Here is an 18,793-nt window from a genome sequence, read left to right on the forward strand (position 1 = left end):
TTTTCAAAAATAAAAAATAGCCAACTTTGAGCTGAACTGCGCCCCAAAAGTTAGACTCAAAAATCTAACTTTTGGGGCACAGTTCAATACTCACTTAGCTATTTTCTTTTTAATACTGTTAAACTTCTATTTGCCTGTTTCTTCCATTTCTCTTTGAATACTTGGCAAGCGACTGTCGATTTCATTGTTCTTAAGAGCATTTTCAAGTAAGTGATCAATGCGTTCCAGAGAATGATAATCCACCTCTCGACTAATATCTAAGACAGAATGTTTCATCATATGATCCAATCTTTGAGAAGTCAGTGAATTCAGGCCAAAATCATCTGCTTGTAAAATCTTTTTCGTCTGACTGCTTTTAACAACTGATAACAAGACTGATGTCCCCTGCGACTTTTCAAATAATTCCTGCTGATTTTTTTGATTTTGACCCAATAACTTCATAAATTCCCAAGCTAATTTATCCTGTTTCGTCTTTGAAGACATGGCAAAAAGGGACGTTTTCACTTGTGTTGCAGGAATGCCTGCTTTAGCAGCTGGCATGGGAATACAAGTCCAAGAAAATCTAGAATACTTTGCTACATGATAAGGATAAGGTTTATAAGTCCGATATTGCGCCAAACTCATAGGATAAAAAGCAACCTTGCCTTCATCAAAATCATTTGATGTTACCTTGTACCGTTGATTCAATGAAGTTAATTTGCTGATAAAGGACAACGCTTGATGCATTTCTGCGCTATCAACATTGACACCACTTTGATTTCTCAGATGACCATTATAAGCTACTAAGGCCTGCTTCCAGGTATAATCCGTAATACCATACTGGTCAATCAGACCGTCCCCGTTTGTGTCCTTTGTGACTTTTTGACAAATCGCATACAAGTCTTCTAAAGTCCAATTAGAATCGGGAATCGAAACTCCTTCCTTTTCCAGTAAATCCTTATTGACACACATCATGACAGGATTGCTTTCAATCGGCAAAGCATAGTTGTGCCCCTGATATTGTCCGGCTTGATAAGCAACTGGATAGTAAGCGGCAACTTCATCTTTGCTAAGTAAAGAGTCTAAGGATTTGAAAGCCCCGGAAGCCGCTAACATCGAAAAATCATTTTCAGGCACCATAAACACATCTGGCTGTTCCCCTTTTAAAATTTTTTCAGCTAGCCAGCCGTCGTAATCTTTCTTAGGAATACCACTCTCATAGACCACTCTAACTTGTGGATGTGACTTTTCAAATTGTCGAATAATATTGTCTAATATTCTATTTTCACGGCTATTTGGGACATCCCAGCTACTACCAGCATAAACTCCGATTCGCAAAATTTTCTTCTGAGTAGATGTCCATAAAACAAAGCCCAGAGCCACTAGAAGAAGGCTTGAGATTAAAATTACCATATATCGAAATTGCCACTTCATTTGTTATTGTCCTTATTAAAATCACGCTGGGTAACACCTGTCTGTACAGCCCATATAGCTAATTGCGTGCGGTCACGTAAGTTTAGCTTTGATAAGATGCCAGATAAATAATTCCGTATAGTCCCTTCAGACAAGAACAACTTCGCTGCAATTTCCTTGTTTGAAACTCCAAAACCAATTTGTTGGATAATCTTCCACTCAGTCTGACTCATATCTTCTACATTTTCTTCCGCAACAGAAATGGCAAAATTCGACTGCGCCATTTGTGAAAAGATTTTAAACACTTTGCTAGCAATGTTCGGATTAATCATAGCTCCGCCTTTGTAAACCGTTTGAATAGCTTGATACAATTCTTCAGTAGAGACTCCTTTTAAGATATAACCAGAAGCACCATATTTTAAAGCAGAAAAAATGAAATCATCGTCATCAAAAGTTGTTAGAATAATAATTTTGATATCTGGATAGTGTTCTTTAACTGCCTTTGTACAGAGAACACCGTCCATAACAGGCATTCGAATGTCCATTAAAATCACATCAGGGTGTACATGATGCAGTTTGTCAAGCACTTCTTTGCCATCTCCGACTATTCCCACTACTTCAATATCTGGATGTGCCGATAAAACAATCTGTAAAGACTCACGAATCAAGGCCTGATCATCTGCAATTAAAACTTTAATCATTCTTTCCTCCTATTTTCGGAATTTTAATATAGGTATAAAAGCCATTACGATTTTCAAAATGGACACTACCGCCAATAATCGCTAGGCGTTCCTGCATTTGCTTTAGACCATAACCATAGTGAAGCTCGTCAAAACCAACTCCATCATCTTGTATAGTCATGATATAATTCTCTTCTTCTAATAGCTCAATCCAAACCGTTTTGGCATGTCCATGCCGTACCGAATTGGTAATGGACTCTTGAATCACCCGAAAGACAATATCTTCTTTTGCAATATCTAAATCAATTGTGGCCCATTCATAGCGAAAATGAATTTCCAAATTAGAAATGGCTTCATATTCTCGAATAATTTTGAACAACGCTTCCTTTAAGCTATTATTTTCTAAAGCACCAGGTCGCATTTTATTGAGTGAACCTCGCACATCACGGATACCATCCCGTACAACCACAGAAACATTTTCTAACTGTTCCTTAGCACGATTTTTGTCAATATCCACCAATACTTTAACTGCATCAATCCCCGCAGAAATCCCTGTCAAAGCATGCCCTAGCGTATCATGAATTTCTCTAGCGATTCGCTTTCTTTCACGGTCTTCTGCGATTTTTTCAGATAAGGCTAAATAACTATTCAACTCGCGATTGGCTTGTGCGGCCATGCGTAGCTCTTCTTCAATATGATGTTTTTCGGTCATCGCAGATAAAATATAGAATAGTAGAGAAATCATAAAGACAACTAGATTCAGTGAAAAGAGAAAATTCTTTCCAAAAAGGAGAGCCATGCGAATCGATTCTGGACAAAAGCGAATATAAGTATCTAACGAAGGCAATTTGACAAAAAGCGACATTAAATCATAGTTGGATAAGAGCAACATGGTAAAACTCAAAATGATAAAGGAAAACCAGTATTTCCGATCTTTTGAGGTGTTAAATTCTTTGGAACCATAAAAAATATCTGCAAAAACTAAGAGAATCAGACCATTATAAGAAGAATGCAAGACAGAAAAGATAACTAACATCAGCAAAATCTCAATAATAGTTACTTTATCATAAACGGATAGCTGATTTGGATGCTTCTCACGGTAATAAAAAACCAACAATAAGCAAGCATAAAAAGCAATAGACATCCAAAAGCTAAAACTCGGCGATCCTGGTATAGCATCTAAACGTCCTAACAGTGAATGAGCATATCCTTTTGCCACTACATAATTCGTTGCAAAAAGATAAATAGAGGCATTATAAACAATGGCAATAAAATTGATGACCATCAAAGCAATTTTGCTATAAAAGATACTTCTATTTTGTCTCATTATTGCCACCCTGTAATTGTATATTGAGCGATATTCTCTTTATTTACTAAATGAACAGGAATGAGATATTCCTCTTTGTAAGCTTGATGTTTCATCATGCGCTCAATCACTTCTGTCACCTTTCTGCCCATTTGAATCGGAGACTGAGCAACCGTCCCTTGAATATCATTGGTATTTGCCAAGAAATTTTTAATATCAGGTGAGCCATCTACGCCATAGATTGCAATCTTGTCTGTCACACCTTGATCTTTTATAGCCGCAAGAGCTCCGATAGCTGCACGATCATTTAAAGACATGACCACATTAAATTGCATCCCTTCATTCAGGGCTTTTTTTACTTGAGGCATACTTTCTTCTGTTTGCCCCAATGTCTCTCGCTCAGAGACCACCTGATAAGCAGGATGTCCTTTAATCGTGTCTAAAAATCCTTGAATTCGGTCCATCGCAGACACTGCATTACGATGTTCCAACAGTAAAATCTTCGCACTTGATAATCGTTTCATCATATCATTTGCGATTAACACGCCTGCTTGATAATTATCAGATACAATAGTTGTATCAACCTTGGCTTCCTTACTAATCGGTGCATCTACAACAATAATTTTAATACCTGCTTTTTTAGCTTTCCTCAAAGATGCAATAATTTTTGAACTATCGCTTTTAACGGGGTTAATGACAATGACATTCACTTTTTCTTGAACAAAATAATCAATCTGCTGGCTTTGCTTGTCTTCGTCTAGTTCTGGATCTCGCACATAAAGCCGATTGCCCTGTTGATTCGTTTTTTTCTCAATCTCCGCATTTAAAGTTTTATAAAAATCATTATTCATCGTCATATAGGTTGCTCCTATCTTGACCTGTTTACTATCTGATGACATTCCCTTTACATAGAGAAAAACTAAGCCCGTCAAAACAAAAACTAATAGAGAAAATAATAGATATTTACGACAATTGCGATATTGCTTTTTTCCTTTACCTGCTCTCATTTTTTCTCCTTATCAACAGCAATCTTAAACAGAAAACTCTGTTTTAGCTAGGTTTATTATATTATATTTATACAAAAAACAAAACTTCGACAAGAAAAAGAAGTGTGAAAAACTTGAAAAATCCCTCTCACTTTCTTGTTTTTAGACTCAAGTTGAAACTAAATGCAACATCTTTTCAGATTGTTGGTTTCTATATTGTGCATATTTTTCGTACGTTGTTGAAAGCACAAAATGTTAACAGTTTTTACTCTAACTAGAAATAAGTAGACTGGATGTTGTCCAGCCTACCTTATTTTTATTTAAAACGGCAATTCCTCTTCTTCTAGAACCAAATCTGCCAAGTCTGCACCTGTATTATTCTCACGAAGAGCTCGTTGGGCACGACTTTCTAATAACTGGAAGCCGTTGCAAAGTACTTCTGTTACATAATGTGTCACACCGTCTTTCTCATAACGGCGAGGACGAAGTTCTCCATCAAGAGAAATTAAGCTTCCTTTTGTTGCATAACTTGCTAAGGTTTCGGCTAATTTGCCCCAAACAATGACGTTTACAAAATCCGCTTCTCGCTCGCCATTTTGTCCTTTATATCGGCGATTAACAGCAAGTGTTGCACGCGCCACAGATTTATCATTAGCTGTTTTATTTAACTCTGGTGTATTAACCAAGCGACCAATTAAAATTACTTTATTATACATTTTCTTTTCCTCCTAACTATTTATTCGTAAGAAAAAAGAAAAAATCGTGAAAATTCACGATTAATTTGTACTTATTCTTGCCAATGTTTGATTGGATCAAAAGCTGTTCCTACTACTTCTGAGCTTGCTAATTCAATAATTCCGCGCTTTTGTGGGGCATTTGGTAGTTGCAACTCACGAGGACTGCACATCATACCAAAACTCGCTACTCCACGCAGTTCACCAGGAAAAATCAAGTTTCCTTTTGGCATCATAGCACCAGGTAATGCCACAATCGTCTTGAGACCCACTTTAGCATTAGGCGCTCCTGCTACGATTTGAATTACTTTTTCTGCTGCGACTCTTACTTGACAAATATTGAGATGGTCACTATCCGGATGTGCTTCCATTTCAACAATTTCACCTACTACAAATTTTGGAGTAAGATCATTGACTAATTCTGGCTCAAAACCTGCTTGACTCAATTCTTGGTTAAGAATTGAAATTTCTTCATCAGTCAGGAAAACTTGTCCGCGATCAGTGATATTAAAAAGATTGGAAACCCAAAAAATATTCCAAGCAACCGTTTCTCCAGTATCTTGGCGATAGACACGCGCCACATCACCTTTGCGTTCAGCAGATAACTTAGCATCTTGACTGTCTGCAACAATCACCATCAACACATCGCCAACATGCTCTTTATTATATGTAAAAATCATTGTTCCTCCACTATATACAATTCATACTAACTGTGCTAAAAATTCATTGATTTGCATCTTCGTTTTTCGCTCTCGATTAACAAAACGACCAATTTCTTGCCCATTTTCTAAGACTACCAGGCTAGGAATGCCATAGATATTCCATTTTTTGGCAACTTCCATATAGTCATCACGATTAACCTCAACAAAGGTAAAATCGGGATTTTCTGCTTCGATTTCAGGCAGCAATGGTTTTAGAAAACGACAATCTCCGCACCAGTCAGCTGTGAAAAGGAAAACAGTTTTTCCTTCACGATTTACTAATGTTGCTAATTCTTCGATAGTTGCTGGAATCATCATTGCTCTTCCTCATAGCTCAATTCGCCATTTTCATACACAAATGTAAAGTGCCGATCATCTTCGTACACCACACCACCAACCAATTGGTGTTCATCTGACTTATATAATTGCACATACAGTGTAGCAATTGGACCTAATTCAGATAACCTTTTCCGAATGTCAGCAACTAATTGCTCACGCTGCTCAGCTTCTTTTCGTTCATCCAACGTTTTTTTAGTAGCATAAGCTGCAATCCCTACTCCCGCAAGTGCAGCCGTTGTTAATAGAATCTTTTTAGCTTTCATGACAATATTTTAACACAAAAGATAAATTGGGACAAATCGAAACACTATTGTTTTTTATCTTTGAACGCTACCCAACTATGATAGAAAATGATAAAATAAGAGCAGAAAGAAGGTTAATGATGTCAGAATTATTTTCAAAAATTAAAGAAGTGACAGAAATCTCTGCTATTTCAGGGCACGAAGCGCCTGTTCGTGATTATTTGCGTGAAAAAATCACCCCTCATGTGGACGAAGTCGTAACAGACGGCCTAGGAGGCATTTTCGGAGTGAAACATTCAGAAGCTATTGATGCGCCACGTATACTCGTTGCTGCACACATGGACGAAGTTGGCTTCATGGTGAGTGAAATCAGAGCAGACGGAACTTTCCGAGTCGTTCAAATCGGAGGTTGGAATCCACTGGTTGTCAGCAGCCAACGCTTTAAATTATTTACTCATACAGGAGACGAAATTCCTGTTATTTCAGGCTCCATTCCACCGCATTTGACACGTGGAACAGGTGGACCAAGTCTACCAAGGATTGAAGACATCGTTTTTGACGGTGGGTTTGCTGACAAAGCGGAAGCTGAAAGCTACGGGATTCGTCCCGGTGACACGATTGTGCCAGACAGTTCCGCTATCCTCACAGTCAACGGCAAAAATATCATTTCTAAAGCTTGGGATAATCGTTACGGTGTTCTCATGGTGAGTGAACTAGTTCAAGCTCTGGCTGGAGAAAAACTTGACAACGAACTTTATGTTGGGGCAAACGTCCAAGAAGAAGTTGGCTTACGTGGTGCTCATGTTTCAACGACTAAATTTGACCCAGAAGTTTTCCTTGCGGTGGACTGTTCTCCGGCTGGTGACATTTATGGCGATCAAGGTGCCATCGGAGAAGGAACCTTAATTCGTTTCTTCGATCCAGGACATCTCATGCTACCAAATATGAAAGACTTCCTTTTGACAACCGCAGAAGAGGCAGGTATCAAATATCAATACTACTGTGGCAAAGGCGGTACTGATGCAGGTGCAGCACATCTGAAAAATGGCGGCGTACCTTCAACTACTATCGGTGTCTGTGCACGCTATATTCATTCTCATCAAACGCTCTATGCAATGGACGACTTTCTCCAAGCTCAAGCTTTCTTACAAGCTCTGGTTAAGAAGTTGGATCGCTCAACTGTTGATTTGATTACACGTTATTAAAGTTTGAAGCTAGGAACTTTTTTCCCAGCTTCAAACTTTACTGTCTCAATGTATTTTTGCTATTAGAAGTAAAGAGACTGAACGTCATGTTCGGTCTCTTTTGGATGTTTATTCATCATTTTTACTTATTGCTTAAGCCCATCAACTTACGAAACTCAGGAATCCGTTGCAGCTGCGGAACAATGAGCATCGTCACAAATACTCGTAAAGGAATTTCAAAAACTGACCAAGCCCGAGCTGCATATAGAGCAAAAAATGGTACCTTATATTGCAAATGTAGAACTAGTGGTATCAATGTAAATGTTCCCACTCCCATAATAGCTAATGTGGCTAATGTAACCCACAACCAGTCTTTCTTGCGCTCTACTTTCAATTCTTTTCCATAAAAGAAATAACCATAGAGCATACCTTGCAGCGCTTCAATCAATGTAAACCAGATAATAAATGGATGACCTTGATTTACAAAAAAGAAAGAGGCTACATCGTAAACAGCAGAAACCAGACCAGACAATAATGGACCAGCAATCGTTCCCATAAGGGTATAGCTAATAAAGGCAGGGCTTAACTTCCATAAATTAGGAATAACAAAGACTGAGAACTTCTCCAACACAAAGCAGAGAGCCACAATCATAGCAAGGGCAACCAAAAGTTGCACCGACAACTTAGGCGAATTCTTTTTCATAGTTCGCTCCTTTTCTATTCGGGAGCCGTCTGATCGACAGCGGATGCAATGGCCTACCGCACAAAAGTTTCGTTGTATGGCAACATCCCATCCATACACACTTAACGCAGACCACTTACTCTGTGCAAATGAATTGCCCTTTTATTCTATCATATTTTAATTAGTTAGAAAATTATTTTTTATCTATCATTCAGTAGATATTTTCTGACTTCTGCAAGGAAGTAAAGAGAGCCTGTGATAAGCAACAGCTCTTTCTCTTCGTGTTCATCTCTTTGATACTGTGTTAAATAATGCTCCCAATTAACAAAGGCAAGCTTTTCATTCTTTGCCAAACCTTGCATCTCTTCTTTTGAAAAACTTCGTGCATCAGCAAATGAAGTTAGTAATAATTGTACTTGTGGAACCTCTTTTAACAAAGCAATCATTTCTTGTACATCTTTTGTCTGAATACAAGAAAATAAAACCTTTTTTTGATAATCTGGAAAATGGCTTTCTATAGAAGCAATCAGTGCTTTCATTGCATGAGGATTGTGTGCACCATCTAGAAAAATCAAAGGTGCAGTTGAAATTTTTTCCAAACGAGCAGGCCAATACGTTTGTTTCAATGCCCGTCTTATCTCATCTTGCCTTAACAACGGCAAACCTTTCAAGTAGCAATAGTGATCGCACAATTCAAGTGCCAATCCCGCATTCTCAACTTGATGAACACCAAAAAGAGCACTTTGATAGCCTTCTTTCAGCCTACATGCGTTTGAAAACAAGAATTCTTCTCCCTCTGCCAAACTTTGCACAGGCTCCACCTGATAGCCTTGCCCATAACAAACATGAGGAGACTGAAGTTGTTGAGCCTTATTGTGAATAACTGCCAGTGGTTCGGAAGCAATCTTTCCTGTCACCAACGGCACACCCTCTTTGATAATACCGGCTTTCTGCTCTGCAATGTCTGCTAAGCTTGTTCCTAAAATTGCCGTGTGATCAAGTCCAATTGTCGTAATAGCTGTTAAATCCGGTTGACATACATTGGTGCTGTCCAATAAACCACCTAGCCCTACTTCCATGATAACCACATCTACCTGTTGCTGGAGAAAATAGTCATAAGCCAAAACTGTGATAATTTCAAACTCTGTTATTTCCTGTAAAATCGTATCATCTGCCTGTTTTTTTAATAAGCCTTGATAGGTTTGCAATAAAGAATGAAAATCTTGGTCAGAAATAGACACTCCATTGATGGCAATTTGTTCATTATAAGACATCAGATAAGGTGATGTAAACGTTCCAACACGTAGCTTCTTTGCTTGCAAAAGCTGACGTAAATGCGCAATTGTTGATCCTTTTCCATTGGTACCGGCAACATGAATGACCGATACTTGCAAATGCGGATTCCCCCGCAATGCTAAAAGCCGCCTCACTCTTTCTAAGCCCAAATGTGGTTCTGTTGTTTGATGCTGCTGCAACCATTCTAAGTGTTGTTCTTCTTTTTCTTTCATCATCTTTCTTATCCAATCTATAATGCTCTCATTTTATCATAGAAGTGAGATTTCTACAAAAAGATTTACCAAAAAATGAGCAAGAAAAGAAGAGAAACACTATTACGCACTAAATGACTAAAAATAGAGAATTCTAAACGAAGACTTGACTTTGGAATAACAAAAGAAAGTAATAATCCCAAACCTGTATAAATGATAAAGCATACCAAATCAGCTGGATTTCGTAAAACGATAAATATCAAACTTCCTATAATAAAACTCGCTCGTGCTTGACCTTTTAAAAATAGAAAGCGAACAACATAGGATCGCACTTCAGGAACGAGCGCAACTACATCAACACCTAGTAAAAAAAGAGAGGAGTGAATGAAAAGACTCATAAACAATTTCTGACTTTCTGAGACTTCTGCCAAACCTTCTACAATCATCAGATAAGCTCCTATTGCATTGATAAGTACCATCATAAGATAGGAAAAATGTAGTAAGGGCCAGTAACGAGCAACCAATATCTCTGATTTAAAATCGGTTAATTCTCTGGAAAAATAACGAAAATAAAGTAGTCCACAAAAAAACAAAATGAACAAAAATACAAAACTGGACTGCTGAAAGGTTAACGATTTGGATAAAGGTGTCGTCAACAATACCAAGGTAATCTGTGTTAGAACGATCAGCAAGCTCATTTGAAGAATATTTTTTATGTTTTTCATTTTAACTCCTTTTTCTACCTTTTTAGTATAAAAAATTTCAACGATTTTACCAGGAAATGCCCTAAAAGGTTATCTTTTATACCTAAAATAGGAGAAAATGAAATAAAGTAAAATAAGAATTTTCTTAACAGTCCATCTTTATCCCACAACAGTTTTTTTAATAAATTGAAACAAAGTGTTCATTCAAAAAATAAAAATAGAAACAATCTCTTTAGGACTATAAGTCAAATTAAGATTGTGCCTATTTTTTGAATTATAATTTAGTTCTTGTTTCGGACCTATTTAATCATTTTTCTTCACTAAAATTTCAAGAGTTTCAAGAAGATTTTCTCCATTGACTTCAATAGTATCGCCAGTTGCTTTGATTTTAACTTCAACGATTCCATCTGCAGCTTTTTTCCCGATAGTCACACGGATTGGTAGCCCAATCAAGTCACTATCGCTGAATTTCACACCAGCACGCTCATTGCGGTCATCTGTTAAGACTTCATAACCAGCCTTGACTAGTTCTGCCTCTAGTTGTTCTGTCAAAGCAAGAGCTTCTTCATCTTTGACATTTACAGGGATTAGATGCACATCAAACGGTGCTAATTCTTTCGGGAAATTGATTCCCCAAGCATAGCGATAGTCTCCTTTTGGTGTTTTATTGACGAAGAGACGTGCGTGTTGCTCCATAACAGCTGATAAGAGACGGCTGACACCAATACCATAGCAGCCCATTACAACAGGAACTGCACGACCATTTTCATCTAAAACAGCCGCATTCATACTTTCTGAATAACGAGTTCCTAATTTAAAAATATGTCCAATTTCAATGCCACGTGCAAATTTCAAGATACCCTGTCCATCTGGTGAAATTTCTCCTTCACGCACCTCGCGAATATCCACATATTCTGCTGTGAAATCGCGGCCCGGATTGACACCGGTCAAATGATAACCATCTTCATTGGCACCAATTACTGCATTGCGCATATCTTGAACTTTGCGATCAGCGATAATTTGAACATCTTCTGGAAGATGAACAGGTCCAAGAGAACCAAAGTTGGCTCCAAATAATTCACGAACTTCTTCTTCACTTGCTGGTTCAAAAAAATCAGCACCTAGATAATTTTTCAGCTTGACTTCATTCAGTTGATCATTCCCAACAAGAAGCGCTACAATCGGTTTTTCATCAGCAATATAAACCAACGTTTTAATTGTTTGGCTTTCATCAACATGAAGAAAAGCAGCGACTTCATCAATTGACTTGCAATCTGGAGTCTCTATACGAGTCAATTCCTCTTCTGCCACGACACGATTGCTTGGTTTGTATTCATTTGTTGCCATTTCCAAATTTGCAGCATAGCTTGACTCGCTTGAATACACAACAGTATCTTCACCAGACACCAACCAACTTGTCAATTCAGCTTTAATGGCTTCTTGCACATCAGCTGGAATTTCATCAAAGCTAGCGACTGACTTGTCCAAGACAACCCAACGGCTGAGGTCTGTCCGTTCAGGTGTAATGGCCATAAATTCTTGACTATCCTTTCCACCCATGGCACCACCGTCACCGATAATACCTTTAAATTCAATCTCACTACGAGTAAAAATATTTTCATAAGCCGTCTTGTATTCATCATAAGTCACGTCTAGGCTATCGTAATTGGCATGGAAGCTATAACCATCTTTCATGATAAATTCACGTGTCCGCAAAAGACCATTCCTAGGACGTTTTTCATCACGATATTTGGCTTGGATTTGATATAGATTGAGCGGGAGCTGTTTATAAGACTTGACAGAATCCCGTACAATTGCGGTGAATGTTTCTTCGTGAGTTGGCCCCAAGATAAAATCTGAACCTTCACGATTTTTTAATTTATAGAGATCTTCACCGTAAGTTTCATAACGACCAGATTCACGCCAAAGATCGGCACTAAGAAGTGCTGGAGCCAGCATTTCGACTGCACCAATTTTCTCAAATTCTTCCCGCATGATTTTTTTTGCTTTTTCAATCACACGATTTGCTAAGGGCAAATAAGAATAAACACCTGCTGATATTTGACGGACATAACCAGCCCGCAACATCAAGGCATGACTAATGACTTGCGCATCACTAGGCATTTCCCGCAGTGTTGGGATTAACATTTTACTTTGTTTCATAAATTCTTCCTTTTATTTATTATTTAGAATTCACCTTTTAAAAGAAGGTTCTCATAATATCATTCCAGGTCACCGCAATCATTAGGAGTACCATAACAGCGACACCTGCCAACGTGACATAGGTTTCTGTTTCCTGCTTTAATGGTTTACGACGAATGGCTTCAAGCAGATTGAGCACAATTTTTCCACCGTCAAGCGCCGGGATAGGAATGAGATTAAAAATGCCGATATTCAGAGAGAGCATAGCTAATAAAGCGATAACACTTTCAATTCCACCTTTAGCTGCTTCACTGCTGGCTTTGTAAATCGCCACAGGACCGCCCAGTTTATTGATGTCTGGATGGAAAATTAAATTTTTTAAAGCATCAAAGATGCGGAAGCTAGCGTTCCAAGCCATGCTAAATCCGCCCGCAATCATAGACGGAAAATCCGATTTCAAGCCCGGCATCACTCCTAATAAATATCTACCTTGCTCTTTTTTAGGCTTAACTGTCAGCTCTTGAACTTTATTTCCGCTTTTAACAGTCACATTTAGTTCTGACTGCCCTTTACTGTTTTTCGTCTCAGACTGAACAGCTTGGGTCAAATCCGACCAATTCTTGATTTCTGCTTGACCAACTTTTAAAATTTGGTCGTTGTTTTTTACACCAGCCTGAGCTAAGGCGCCCCCCTGTAAGACACGAACATGATTTGTATGCTGGTCTGCAACACCTCCCTGCATGAAAATCAACAGCAGAAAAGCTACAATTCCCAAAATGAAGTTGTTCATCGGACCAGCAAAGTTGGTAATGAGGCGACCGCCAAGGCTGGCATTTTGATACTGCACATCAAGCGGTGCAATCCTCACTTCTGTACCGTCTTCTTCTACGATTGTTGCGTCATGGTCAACCGCATACGTTTTTTGCTCATCTAGTACCAAACCAGTGATTTCAAGCTTATCTTCCAAATCAAAGCCTGTCACATTCATGGGCAAAGCCGTCTGGTCGATTTTCTTGCCCGAAAGATTGATTCGGATAACCTTTCCTGCTTCATTTAAAGTCAAACTAGCAGGTGTTCCCGTCTTAATCTCTGTTGCGTCATCACCCCAGCCTGCCATACGAACATAGCCACCTAGCGGTAACATCCGAATAGTATATGCTGTTCCATCTTTGCCAATATGAGCAAAAATTTTTGGACCCATTCCAATGGAAAACTCGCGTACCAAAATGCCTGATTTTTTCGCAAAATAGAAATGTCCAAATTCATGAACGACAACAATAATTCCAAAAATAATGATAAAGGTGATAATTCCTATAATACCTGACTGCATTACACCAACCTTTCTACGTTCTCATAGTAATGATTTTCCTTCATTTTATTTTATAGCAAAACAAGGATACTCCATTTTGCTTAAGTTTTGCTTACATTATACATCTCGCAAAAGAAAATTTCCATTTCTGGAAATTCTTTTCGGCTTTCTCATTAGAATAATCCAAAGAAATGCATCAAGGGAAAGACGAACAACATACTGTCAAAACGATCCAAAACACCACCATGACCTGGGATAAATTTACCTGAATCTTTGACTCCAAAATGGCGTTTAATCGCACTTTCTACCAAATCTCCAAATTGACCAGCAATACTAAAGAATACAGCAAAAAGAAGCATGATGGGGAGGTGATGAGGTGCAGCAACATTTTTATCAAACAACATAAAAATGAATGTCACTAGGACTGCTGAAACAATCCCTCCCAGACTACCTTCTACGGTTTTATTTGGAGAAACATGAGGAGCTAAACGATGCACACCATATCTTCGCCCGACCAAATAAGCTCCGCTATCAGTTGCCCAGACAATAAACAGAGCCAGTAGTACTTTATCAAAACCAGCTATACGCGCATCTAGCAAGGCATTGAAACCAATCCCTACATAAAAACTAGCAGCAATCGGATAAGCGGCATCTTCAAAACTGTAATGTTTCCCTAAAACAGTTGAGCCCAACAATATAAAAACAACTAAACTATAAGCCACCACGTTTCCATCTACCGGCAAAAATTTCAAATAATTTTCGAGTGGAATAGTCAGCACAAAAGCAGCCAACATGGCTAAAATACCCTCTAAAGTGGTTGTCCTAAGTCCTTTCATTTGTAGCAATTCATGAACACCTAGCATAGCTAAAAGTCCCATACCAATTTGCAGAAGAGGCCCTCCCATCATCAAAATCGGAATGAAGATAGCAAGTGCTATGCCTCCAAAAATCACACGTCTTTGTAAATCTTTATCCATAAATTCTCCTACACACCGCCAAATCGACGATTTCGTTTACTATATTCCTCAATAGCTGCTTTCAATGCTTTTTCATTAAAATCTGGCCATAAAATATCTGTAAAATACAGCTCGCTATATGCACTTTGCCAAGGCAAAAAATTACTTAAACGCACTTCACCACTTGTCCGAATAATCAAATCCGGATCACGCAACAAGCGAGGTAGATTGCTGGTTTGTAAGTAGTTGGCAATCATTTCTTCATTAATCTCTCCCGGACTGAATTTAGCATCTAACACATCTTGAGCAATCATTTTAACAGCCTGAACAATTTCAGCACGACCACCATAATTCAAAGCAAAATTAAGGATTAAGCCTGTATTGAGCCGCGTCAATTCTTCCGCCTTGCAAAGTGCCTCATAAGTTGCCTTAGGCAAACGTTCTGTATCTCCAATCATTTGAATTTTGACATTATTTCGATGCAACTCAGGCACATAACGATCATAAAATTCAACAGGCAAATTCATGATAAAACTGACTTCTTTTTGAGGACGAGACCAATTTTCTGTAGAAAACGCATAAACTGTTAACACCTGAACACCCAATTCTTTGGCTGCAATCGTAACATTTTGCAATGTTTCCATACCGGACTTATGTCCAAAAACACGCGGCTGCATGCGCTTTTTAGCCCAACGACCATTCCCGTCCATAATGATACCGATATGTTTTGGTATCTGTAATGGAACTTCAATTTTTTCTTTTTTCTTAAAACTAAACATCTGCTTGTTTTCCTAACAAAGTTTTACATTTCATTATATCATAAATCCTATAGATATGCGCAATTGACCTCTATTTTTGTCCCTAAACGAACAAAACAGCCGAAAGGCTGTTCTGCATTATTGTAGTTGCTATTTTATTCTTCAATAGCTGAATCTTCTGACATCTCAACGCTTCCATCAGCTCCTGCAACTGCTGTGATTCCCTCTGTCAGCGGCAACACAGTTTTGATAGCAGTTAATTCAAACGTCAAGTAAACACCATCTACATCAAGGACAACTGTTTTCTTTTCAGTATCGACTTCATCAACCGTACCATACAAACCACCAATTGTAATGACTTCATATCCTTTTTGTAATTTATTCAAGCTTTCCATCCGTTTATCTGCTTGTTTCTTTTGAGAACGTTGCATGAAGAACATCAAGCCCATCATGACAACCAACATAATTAAAATTGAAAAACCGTTACCCATTTTAGTCTCCTTTAGATTTCATATATTATCTACTATAGCAGATTTTAAAGAGATTTACAAGACAGTTCCATTGATTGTACAAAACTCTATCTCAAAGCTGAGATTAGCAATTCACTCTCTTTACTTCATGACCTGTTTTTTCCAACAAACGAAGAAAATCGCTATAAGCAATGTTGAGCGTGGTACTATTTACAAATGGATGAAAACCAACGGTTAAACTAGGATCGACTTCCTCGTCCACAATAAGCTGAACTTTCTTTTCCTTATCAAAAAGCAGCCCAAAAGGTGTGACTGCACCTGGCTCTACTTGCAAAAGCTCCTCTAGTTCCTTGTCATTAGCAAAAGATAACCGTTTTTCATCTAAGACTTCTGCCAAATGTTTAATGTTTGCTCTTTTCTCGTCGCGCAAAATGACTAAATAAAATTGTCGTCCTTTTTTACTTTTCAACACGAGATTTTTCACCTGCTGTCCTGGCAAAACAATTCCTTTTTCAGCCGCTTCAATCACTGAAGAAATTGGTTCATGATCTAGACGCTCATAAGCAATATGCAAATCATCCAATACTTGATAAATCTTTTCTTCGTTTGTCATTTATCCACTCCTTATGTAAGAGGTTTCCTGCTTTTATTATACCACTTTCACAAACAAAAAATCGAGGCAATCTCACCTCGATTTTCGAGATTTTATTTCAAGTTTTTCACAACCTCAACGATATGTTCAACTGTGAAACCGTACTCTTTCATTACTTTAGCTGCTGGAGCAGAAGCACCGAATTTATCAATACCGATAACAGAACCGTCAAGTCCAACATATTTGTACCAAGATTGGGTTGCAGCCATTTCAATGGCAACACGGCGGCGGACTGCATTTGGTAGAATTTCTTCTTTGTAAGCAACGTCTTGTGCATCAAAGATGTCTGTTGATGGTACACTGACAACGCGAACTTTTTCCCCTTGTGCTTCCAACTCTTTTGCAGCTGCAACAGCTAAGTTGACTTCAGAACCAGATGCAAGAAGAATTGTATCAAAACCACCTACTGTTTCATACACCACATAAGCGCCTTTTGCTACCTTGTTAAAGTCAGTTCCAGCTTCAACAGTCAAGTTTTGACGTGTGAGAACCAAAGCTGTTGGAGTTGTTTGACTCTTCAGCGCCAAGTACCAAGCCGCCTGTGTTTCACGCGCATCTGCTGGACGGAAAACAGTGAGATTCGGAATAGCACGAAGTCCAGCTAAATGCTCAATTGGTTCATGAGTAGGTCCATCTTCACCGACTGCAATCGAATCATGGGTAAAGACATAGGTCACCGGTAAACCTTGAAGAGCTGACAAACGAACGGCTGCTTTAACATAATCTGAGAAAACAAAGAATGTACCACCGTAAACACGAAGCCCTCCGTGAAGTGCCATACCATTTAAAATAGTTCCCATAGCAAATTCACGGACACCGAATTGAATGTTGCGGTTAAGGCGGTGGGCATCATCTTGCAAGCCATCTTCTTTGATATAAGTCATATTAGAATGAGCTAGGTCAGCAGATCCGCCAAGGAAAGTTGGAAGAACTTTAGCTGCTGCATTCAAAGCATCTTGACTAGAATTACGAGTAGCTTGCGAGAAACCTGTTTCTACTACTGGGAAATCTTCTGGCTTGATCTCAACTGGATCTTGTCCCGCAATAACAGCAGCTACTTCATCAGCTAAGTCAGGATAGGCTTGTTTGTATGCTTCAACAAGTTTTACCCAAGCATCATAAGCAGCTTTCCCACGTTCGGCAACATTGACCCGATAATCTTCGTAGACTTCTTCAGGAATTTCAAACGGTTCGTAATCCCAAGTAAGAGCTTTACGAGTAGCGGCTACTTCTTCTGCACCAAGAGGAGCTCCATGAACGGCATTAGTTCCCTGTTTATTTGGCGAACCATAACCAATCACTGTTTTCACTTCAATTAAGGAAGGTTTGCCAGAAACTTTTGCAGCTTCAATCGCTGCATTGATTGCTTCTAAGTCTGTCCCATCTTTAACCAAAGCAGTATGCCAACCATAAGCATCATAACGTGCCCGAACGCTTTCTGTAAAGGAATCCTTGGTTTCTCCATCCAAATTGATGTCATTGGAATCATAGAGAACGATGAGTTTATCTAATTTTTGCAGACCAGCGTAAGAAGCCGCTTCGCTAGATACACCTTCCATCAAATCCCCATCACCACAGATAACATACGTATAGTGGTCAAAGATATTATAGCCTTCACGATTGTATTTTGCTGCTAAAAAACGTTCTGCTTGTGCAAAACCAGTTGCCATAGAAATTCCTTGACCAAGTGGACCAGTTGTCGCATCTACACCAGCAGTATGTCCAAATTCGGGATGCCCAGGCGTTTTAGAACCCCATTGACGGAAGTTCTTGATTTCTTCCATTGTGACATCTTTAAAACCAGACAAATGGAGAAGGGCATAGAGTAACATAGAGCCGTGACCAGCTGATAAAACAAAACGATCGCGATTGATCCAATTTGGCACTTCTGGATTGATGCGCATTTGCTTGGTAAACAAGTCATAAGCCATCGGAGCTGCGCCCATGACAACACCTGGGTGACCAGATTTTGATTTTTCAATGGCATCAATTCCTAAAAAACGAATGGCATTGACAGATAAATTTGACATTGAATTCTCCTTTTTGTATAAGCACTTATCTTCAACAAA

General features: G+C 38.7%; 19 protein-coding genes and 1 riboswitch. Of the genes, 1 reads left to right on the forward strand and 18 read right to left on the reverse strand.

Annotated features, from left to right (window positions below):
- Positions 1-126: 126 nt before the first annotated feature.
- The 8 genes from PCY71_RS11800 to PCY71_RS11835 form a co-directional block, all read right to left on the reverse strand.
- Positions 127-1,413 carry an ABC transporter substrate-binding protein gene (locus tag PCY71_RS11800; RefSeq protein WP_301412686.1) on the reverse strand — a complete coding sequence of 429 codons (1,287 nt, stop codon included), beginning with the start codon at positions 1,411-1,413 and terminating at the stop codon, positions 127-129.
- Complete coding sequence (locus PCY71_RS11805; protein ID WP_301412687.1) at positions 1,410-2,093, reverse strand: response regulator transcription factor; 684 nt, start codon at positions 2,091-2,093, stop codon at positions 1,410-1,412. The genes PCY71_RS11800 and PCY71_RS11805 overlap by 4 nt, the downstream gene beginning before the upstream one ends.
- Positions 2,086-3,399 (reverse strand): sensor histidine kinase, encoded by a 1,314-nt coding sequence (locus tag PCY71_RS11810; RefSeq protein ID WP_003070736.1) that lies wholly within the window; start codon positions 3,397-3,399, stop codon positions 2,086-2,088. The genes PCY71_RS11805 and PCY71_RS11810 overlap by 8 nt, the downstream gene beginning before the upstream one ends.
- Positions 3,399-4,385, reverse strand: coding sequence for a sugar ABC transporter substrate-binding protein (locus PCY71_RS11815; RefSeq protein WP_037598130.1), 987 nt, complete (start codon positions 4,383-4,385; stop codon positions 3,399-3,401). Before PCY71_RS11815 ends, PCY71_RS11810 begins: the two co-directional genes overlap by 1 nt.
- A 299-nt stretch (positions 4,386-4,684) precedes the next feature.
- A complete protein-coding gene (locus PCY71_RS11820; protein ID WP_301412688.1) occupies positions 4,685-5,080 on the reverse strand; it encodes a single-stranded DNA-binding protein in 396 nt (131 codons plus the stop codon).
- A 71-nt stretch (positions 5,081-5,151) separates the two neighbouring features.
- The gene (ytpR, locus tag PCY71_RS11825; RefSeq protein ID WP_049481515.1) at positions 5,152-5,778 is read right to left on the reverse strand and encodes a YtpR family tRNA-binding protein; all 627 of its coding nucleotides are present in this window, start codon (positions 5,776-5,778) and stop codon (positions 5,152-5,154) included.
- Positions 5,779-5,799: 21 nt separating this feature from the next.
- Positions 5,800-6,117, reverse strand: a complete 318-nt coding sequence (locus PCY71_RS11830; RefSeq protein ID WP_003070744.1) for a thioredoxin family protein — start codon at positions 6,115-6,117, stop codon at positions 5,800-5,802.
- The gene (locus PCY71_RS11835; RefSeq protein ID WP_037598135.1) at positions 6,114-6,401 is read right to left on the reverse strand and encodes a DUF4651 domain-containing protein; all 288 of its coding nucleotides are present in this window, start codon (positions 6,399-6,401) and stop codon (positions 6,114-6,116) included. Before PCY71_RS11835 ends, PCY71_RS11830 begins: the two co-directional genes overlap by 4 nt.
- A gap of 119 nt (positions 6,402-6,520) precedes the next feature.
- Between PCY71_RS11835 and pepA the strand changes: the two genes are divergently transcribed.
- Positions 6,521-7,585 (forward strand): glutamyl aminopeptidase, encoded by a 1,065-nt coding sequence (pepA, locus tag PCY71_RS11840; RefSeq protein WP_049476081.1) that lies wholly within the window; start codon positions 6,521-6,523, stop codon positions 7,583-7,585.
- 121 nt (positions 7,586-7,706) lie between these two features.
- Here pepA and PCY71_RS11845 read toward each other — a convergent pair whose 3' ends face one another.
- The 10 genes from PCY71_RS11845 to tkt form a co-directional block, all read right to left on the reverse strand.
- The gene (locus tag PCY71_RS11845) at positions 7,707-8,267 is read right to left on the reverse strand and encodes a folate family ECF transporter S component (protein ID WP_006268441.1); all 561 of its coding nucleotides are present in this window, start codon (positions 8,265-8,267) and stop codon (positions 7,707-7,709) included.
- A 35-nt stretch (positions 8,268-8,302) separates the two neighbouring features.
- A riboswitch (THF riboswitch) is annotated at positions 8,303-8,392 on the reverse strand.
- Positions 8,393-8,446: 54 nt separating this feature from the next.
- Positions 8,447-9,754 (reverse strand): folylpolyglutamate synthase/dihydrofolate synthase family protein, encoded by a 1,308-nt coding sequence (locus PCY71_RS11850; RefSeq protein WP_285305257.1) that lies wholly within the window; start codon positions 9,752-9,754, stop codon positions 8,447-8,449.
- Between the two features lie 65 nt (positions 9,755-9,819).
- Positions 9,820-10,458: a CPBP family intramembrane glutamic endopeptidase gene (locus PCY71_RS11855; protein ID WP_037598145.1), complete on the reverse strand. Its 639-nt coding sequence runs from the start codon at positions 10,456-10,458 to the stop codon at positions 9,820-9,822.
- A 282-nt stretch (positions 10,459-10,740) separates the two neighbouring features.
- On the reverse strand, positions 10,741-12,600 hold the full coding sequence (locus PCY71_RS11860) for a proline--tRNA ligase (protein WP_006269987.1): 1,860 nt from the start codon (positions 12,598-12,600) through the stop codon (positions 10,741-10,743).
- Between the two features lie 37 nt (positions 12,601-12,637).
- Complete coding sequence (locus PCY71_RS11865) at positions 12,638-13,909, reverse strand: RIP metalloprotease (protein ID WP_039677622.1); 1,272 nt, start codon at positions 13,907-13,909, stop codon at positions 12,638-12,640.
- Positions 13,910-14,061: 152 nt separating this feature from the next.
- On the reverse strand, positions 14,062-14,865 hold the full coding sequence (locus tag PCY71_RS11870; RefSeq protein ID WP_048800662.1) for a phosphatidate cytidylyltransferase: 804 nt from the start codon (positions 14,863-14,865) through the stop codon (positions 14,062-14,064).
- A gap of 8 nt (positions 14,866-14,873) precedes the next feature.
- Positions 14,874-15,623 (reverse strand): isoprenyl transferase, encoded by a 750-nt coding sequence (locus PCY71_RS11875; RefSeq protein ID WP_003070760.1) that lies wholly within the window; start codon positions 15,621-15,623, stop codon positions 14,874-14,876.
- A 134-nt stretch (positions 15,624-15,757) separates the two neighbouring features.
- Positions 15,758-16,093, reverse strand: coding sequence for a preprotein translocase subunit YajC (gene yajC, locus PCY71_RS11880; protein ID WP_003070761.1), 336 nt, complete (start codon positions 16,091-16,093; stop codon positions 15,758-15,760).
- A 103-nt stretch (positions 16,094-16,196) separates the two neighbouring features.
- Positions 16,197-16,685 carry a prolyl-tRNA synthetase associated domain-containing protein gene (locus PCY71_RS11885; RefSeq protein WP_003070763.1) on the reverse strand — a complete coding sequence of 163 codons (489 nt, stop codon included), beginning with the start codon at positions 16,683-16,685 and terminating at the stop codon, positions 16,197-16,199.
- A 92-nt stretch (positions 16,686-16,777) separates the two neighbouring features.
- Complete coding sequence (tkt, locus tag PCY71_RS11890; RefSeq protein ID WP_301412689.1) at positions 16,778-18,754, reverse strand: transketolase; 1,977 nt, start codon at positions 18,752-18,754, stop codon at positions 16,778-16,780.
- Between the last annotated feature and the right edge of the window lie 39 nt (positions 18,755-18,793).

This window comes from Streptococcus sp. SN3 (genome assembly GCF_030439905.1).

Bases quoted from the DNA above. Each gene is read 5' to 3' on its own strand.
- PCY71_RS11800 (WP_301412686.1), bottom strand. From the start codon at position 1,413: ATGAAGTGGCAATTTCGATATATGGTAATTTTAATCTCAAGCCTTCTT.
- PCY71_RS11805 (WP_301412687.1), bottom strand. From the start codon at position 2,093: ATGATTAAAGTTTTAATTGCAGATGATCAGGCCTTGATTCGTGAGTCT.
- PCY71_RS11810 (WP_003070736.1), bottom strand. From the start codon at position 3,399: ATGAGACAAAATAGAAGTATCTTTTATAGCAAAATTGCTTTGATGGTC.
- PCY71_RS11815 (WP_037598130.1), bottom strand. From the start codon at position 4,385: ATGAGAGCAGGTAAAGGAAAAAAGCAATATCGCAATTGTCGTAAATAT.
- PCY71_RS11820 (WP_301412688.1), bottom strand. From the start codon at position 5,080: ATGTATAATAAAGTAATTTTAATTGGTCGCTTGGTTAATACACCAGAG.
- ytpR (WP_049481515.1), bottom strand. From the start codon at position 5,778: ATGATTTTTACATATAATAAAGAGCATGTTGGCGATGTGTTGATGGTG.
- PCY71_RS11830 (WP_003070744.1), bottom strand. From the start codon at position 6,117: ATGATGATTCCAGCAACTATCGAAGAATTAGCAACATTAGTAAATCGT.
- PCY71_RS11835 (WP_037598135.1), bottom strand. From the start codon at position 6,401: ATGAAAGCTAAAAAGATTCTATTAACAACGGCTGCACTTGCGGGAGTA.
- pepA (WP_049476081.1), top strand. From the start codon at position 6,521: ATGTCAGAATTATTTTCAAAAATTAAAGAAGTGACAGAAATCTCTGCT.
- PCY71_RS11845 (WP_006268441.1), bottom strand. From the start codon at position 8,267: ATGAAAAAGAATTCGCCTAAGTTGTCGGTGCAACTTTTGGTTGCCCTT.
- PCY71_RS11850 (WP_285305257.1), bottom strand. From the start codon at position 9,754: ATGAAAGAAAAAGAAGAACAACACTTAGAATGGTTGCAGCAGCATCAA.
- PCY71_RS11855 (WP_037598145.1), bottom strand. From the start codon at position 10,458: ATGAAAAACATAAAAAATATTCTTCAAATGAGCTTGCTGATCGTTCTA.
- PCY71_RS11860 (WP_006269987.1), bottom strand. From the start codon at position 12,600: ATGAAACAAAGTAAAATGTTAATCCCAACACTGCGGGAAATGCCTAGT.
- PCY71_RS11865 (WP_039677622.1), bottom strand. From the start codon at position 13,909: ATGCAGTCAGGTATTATAGGAATTATCACCTTTATCATTATTTTTGGA.
- PCY71_RS11870 (WP_048800662.1), bottom strand. From the start codon at position 14,865: ATGGATAAAGATTTACAAAGACGTGTGATTTTTGGAGGCATAGCACTT.
- PCY71_RS11875 (WP_003070760.1), bottom strand. From the start codon at position 15,623: ATGTTTAGTTTTAAGAAAAAAGAAAAAATTGAAGTTCCATTACAGATA.
- yajC (WP_003070761.1), bottom strand. From the start codon at position 16,093: ATGGGTAACGGTTTTTCAATTTTAATTATGTTGGTTGTCATGATGGGC.
- PCY71_RS11885 (WP_003070763.1), bottom strand. From the start codon at position 16,685: ATGACAAACGAAGAAAAGATTTATCAAGTATTGGATGATTTGCATATT.
- tkt (WP_301412689.1), bottom strand. From the start codon at position 18,754: ATGTCAAATTTATCTGTCAATGCCATTCGTTTTTTAGGAATTGATGCC.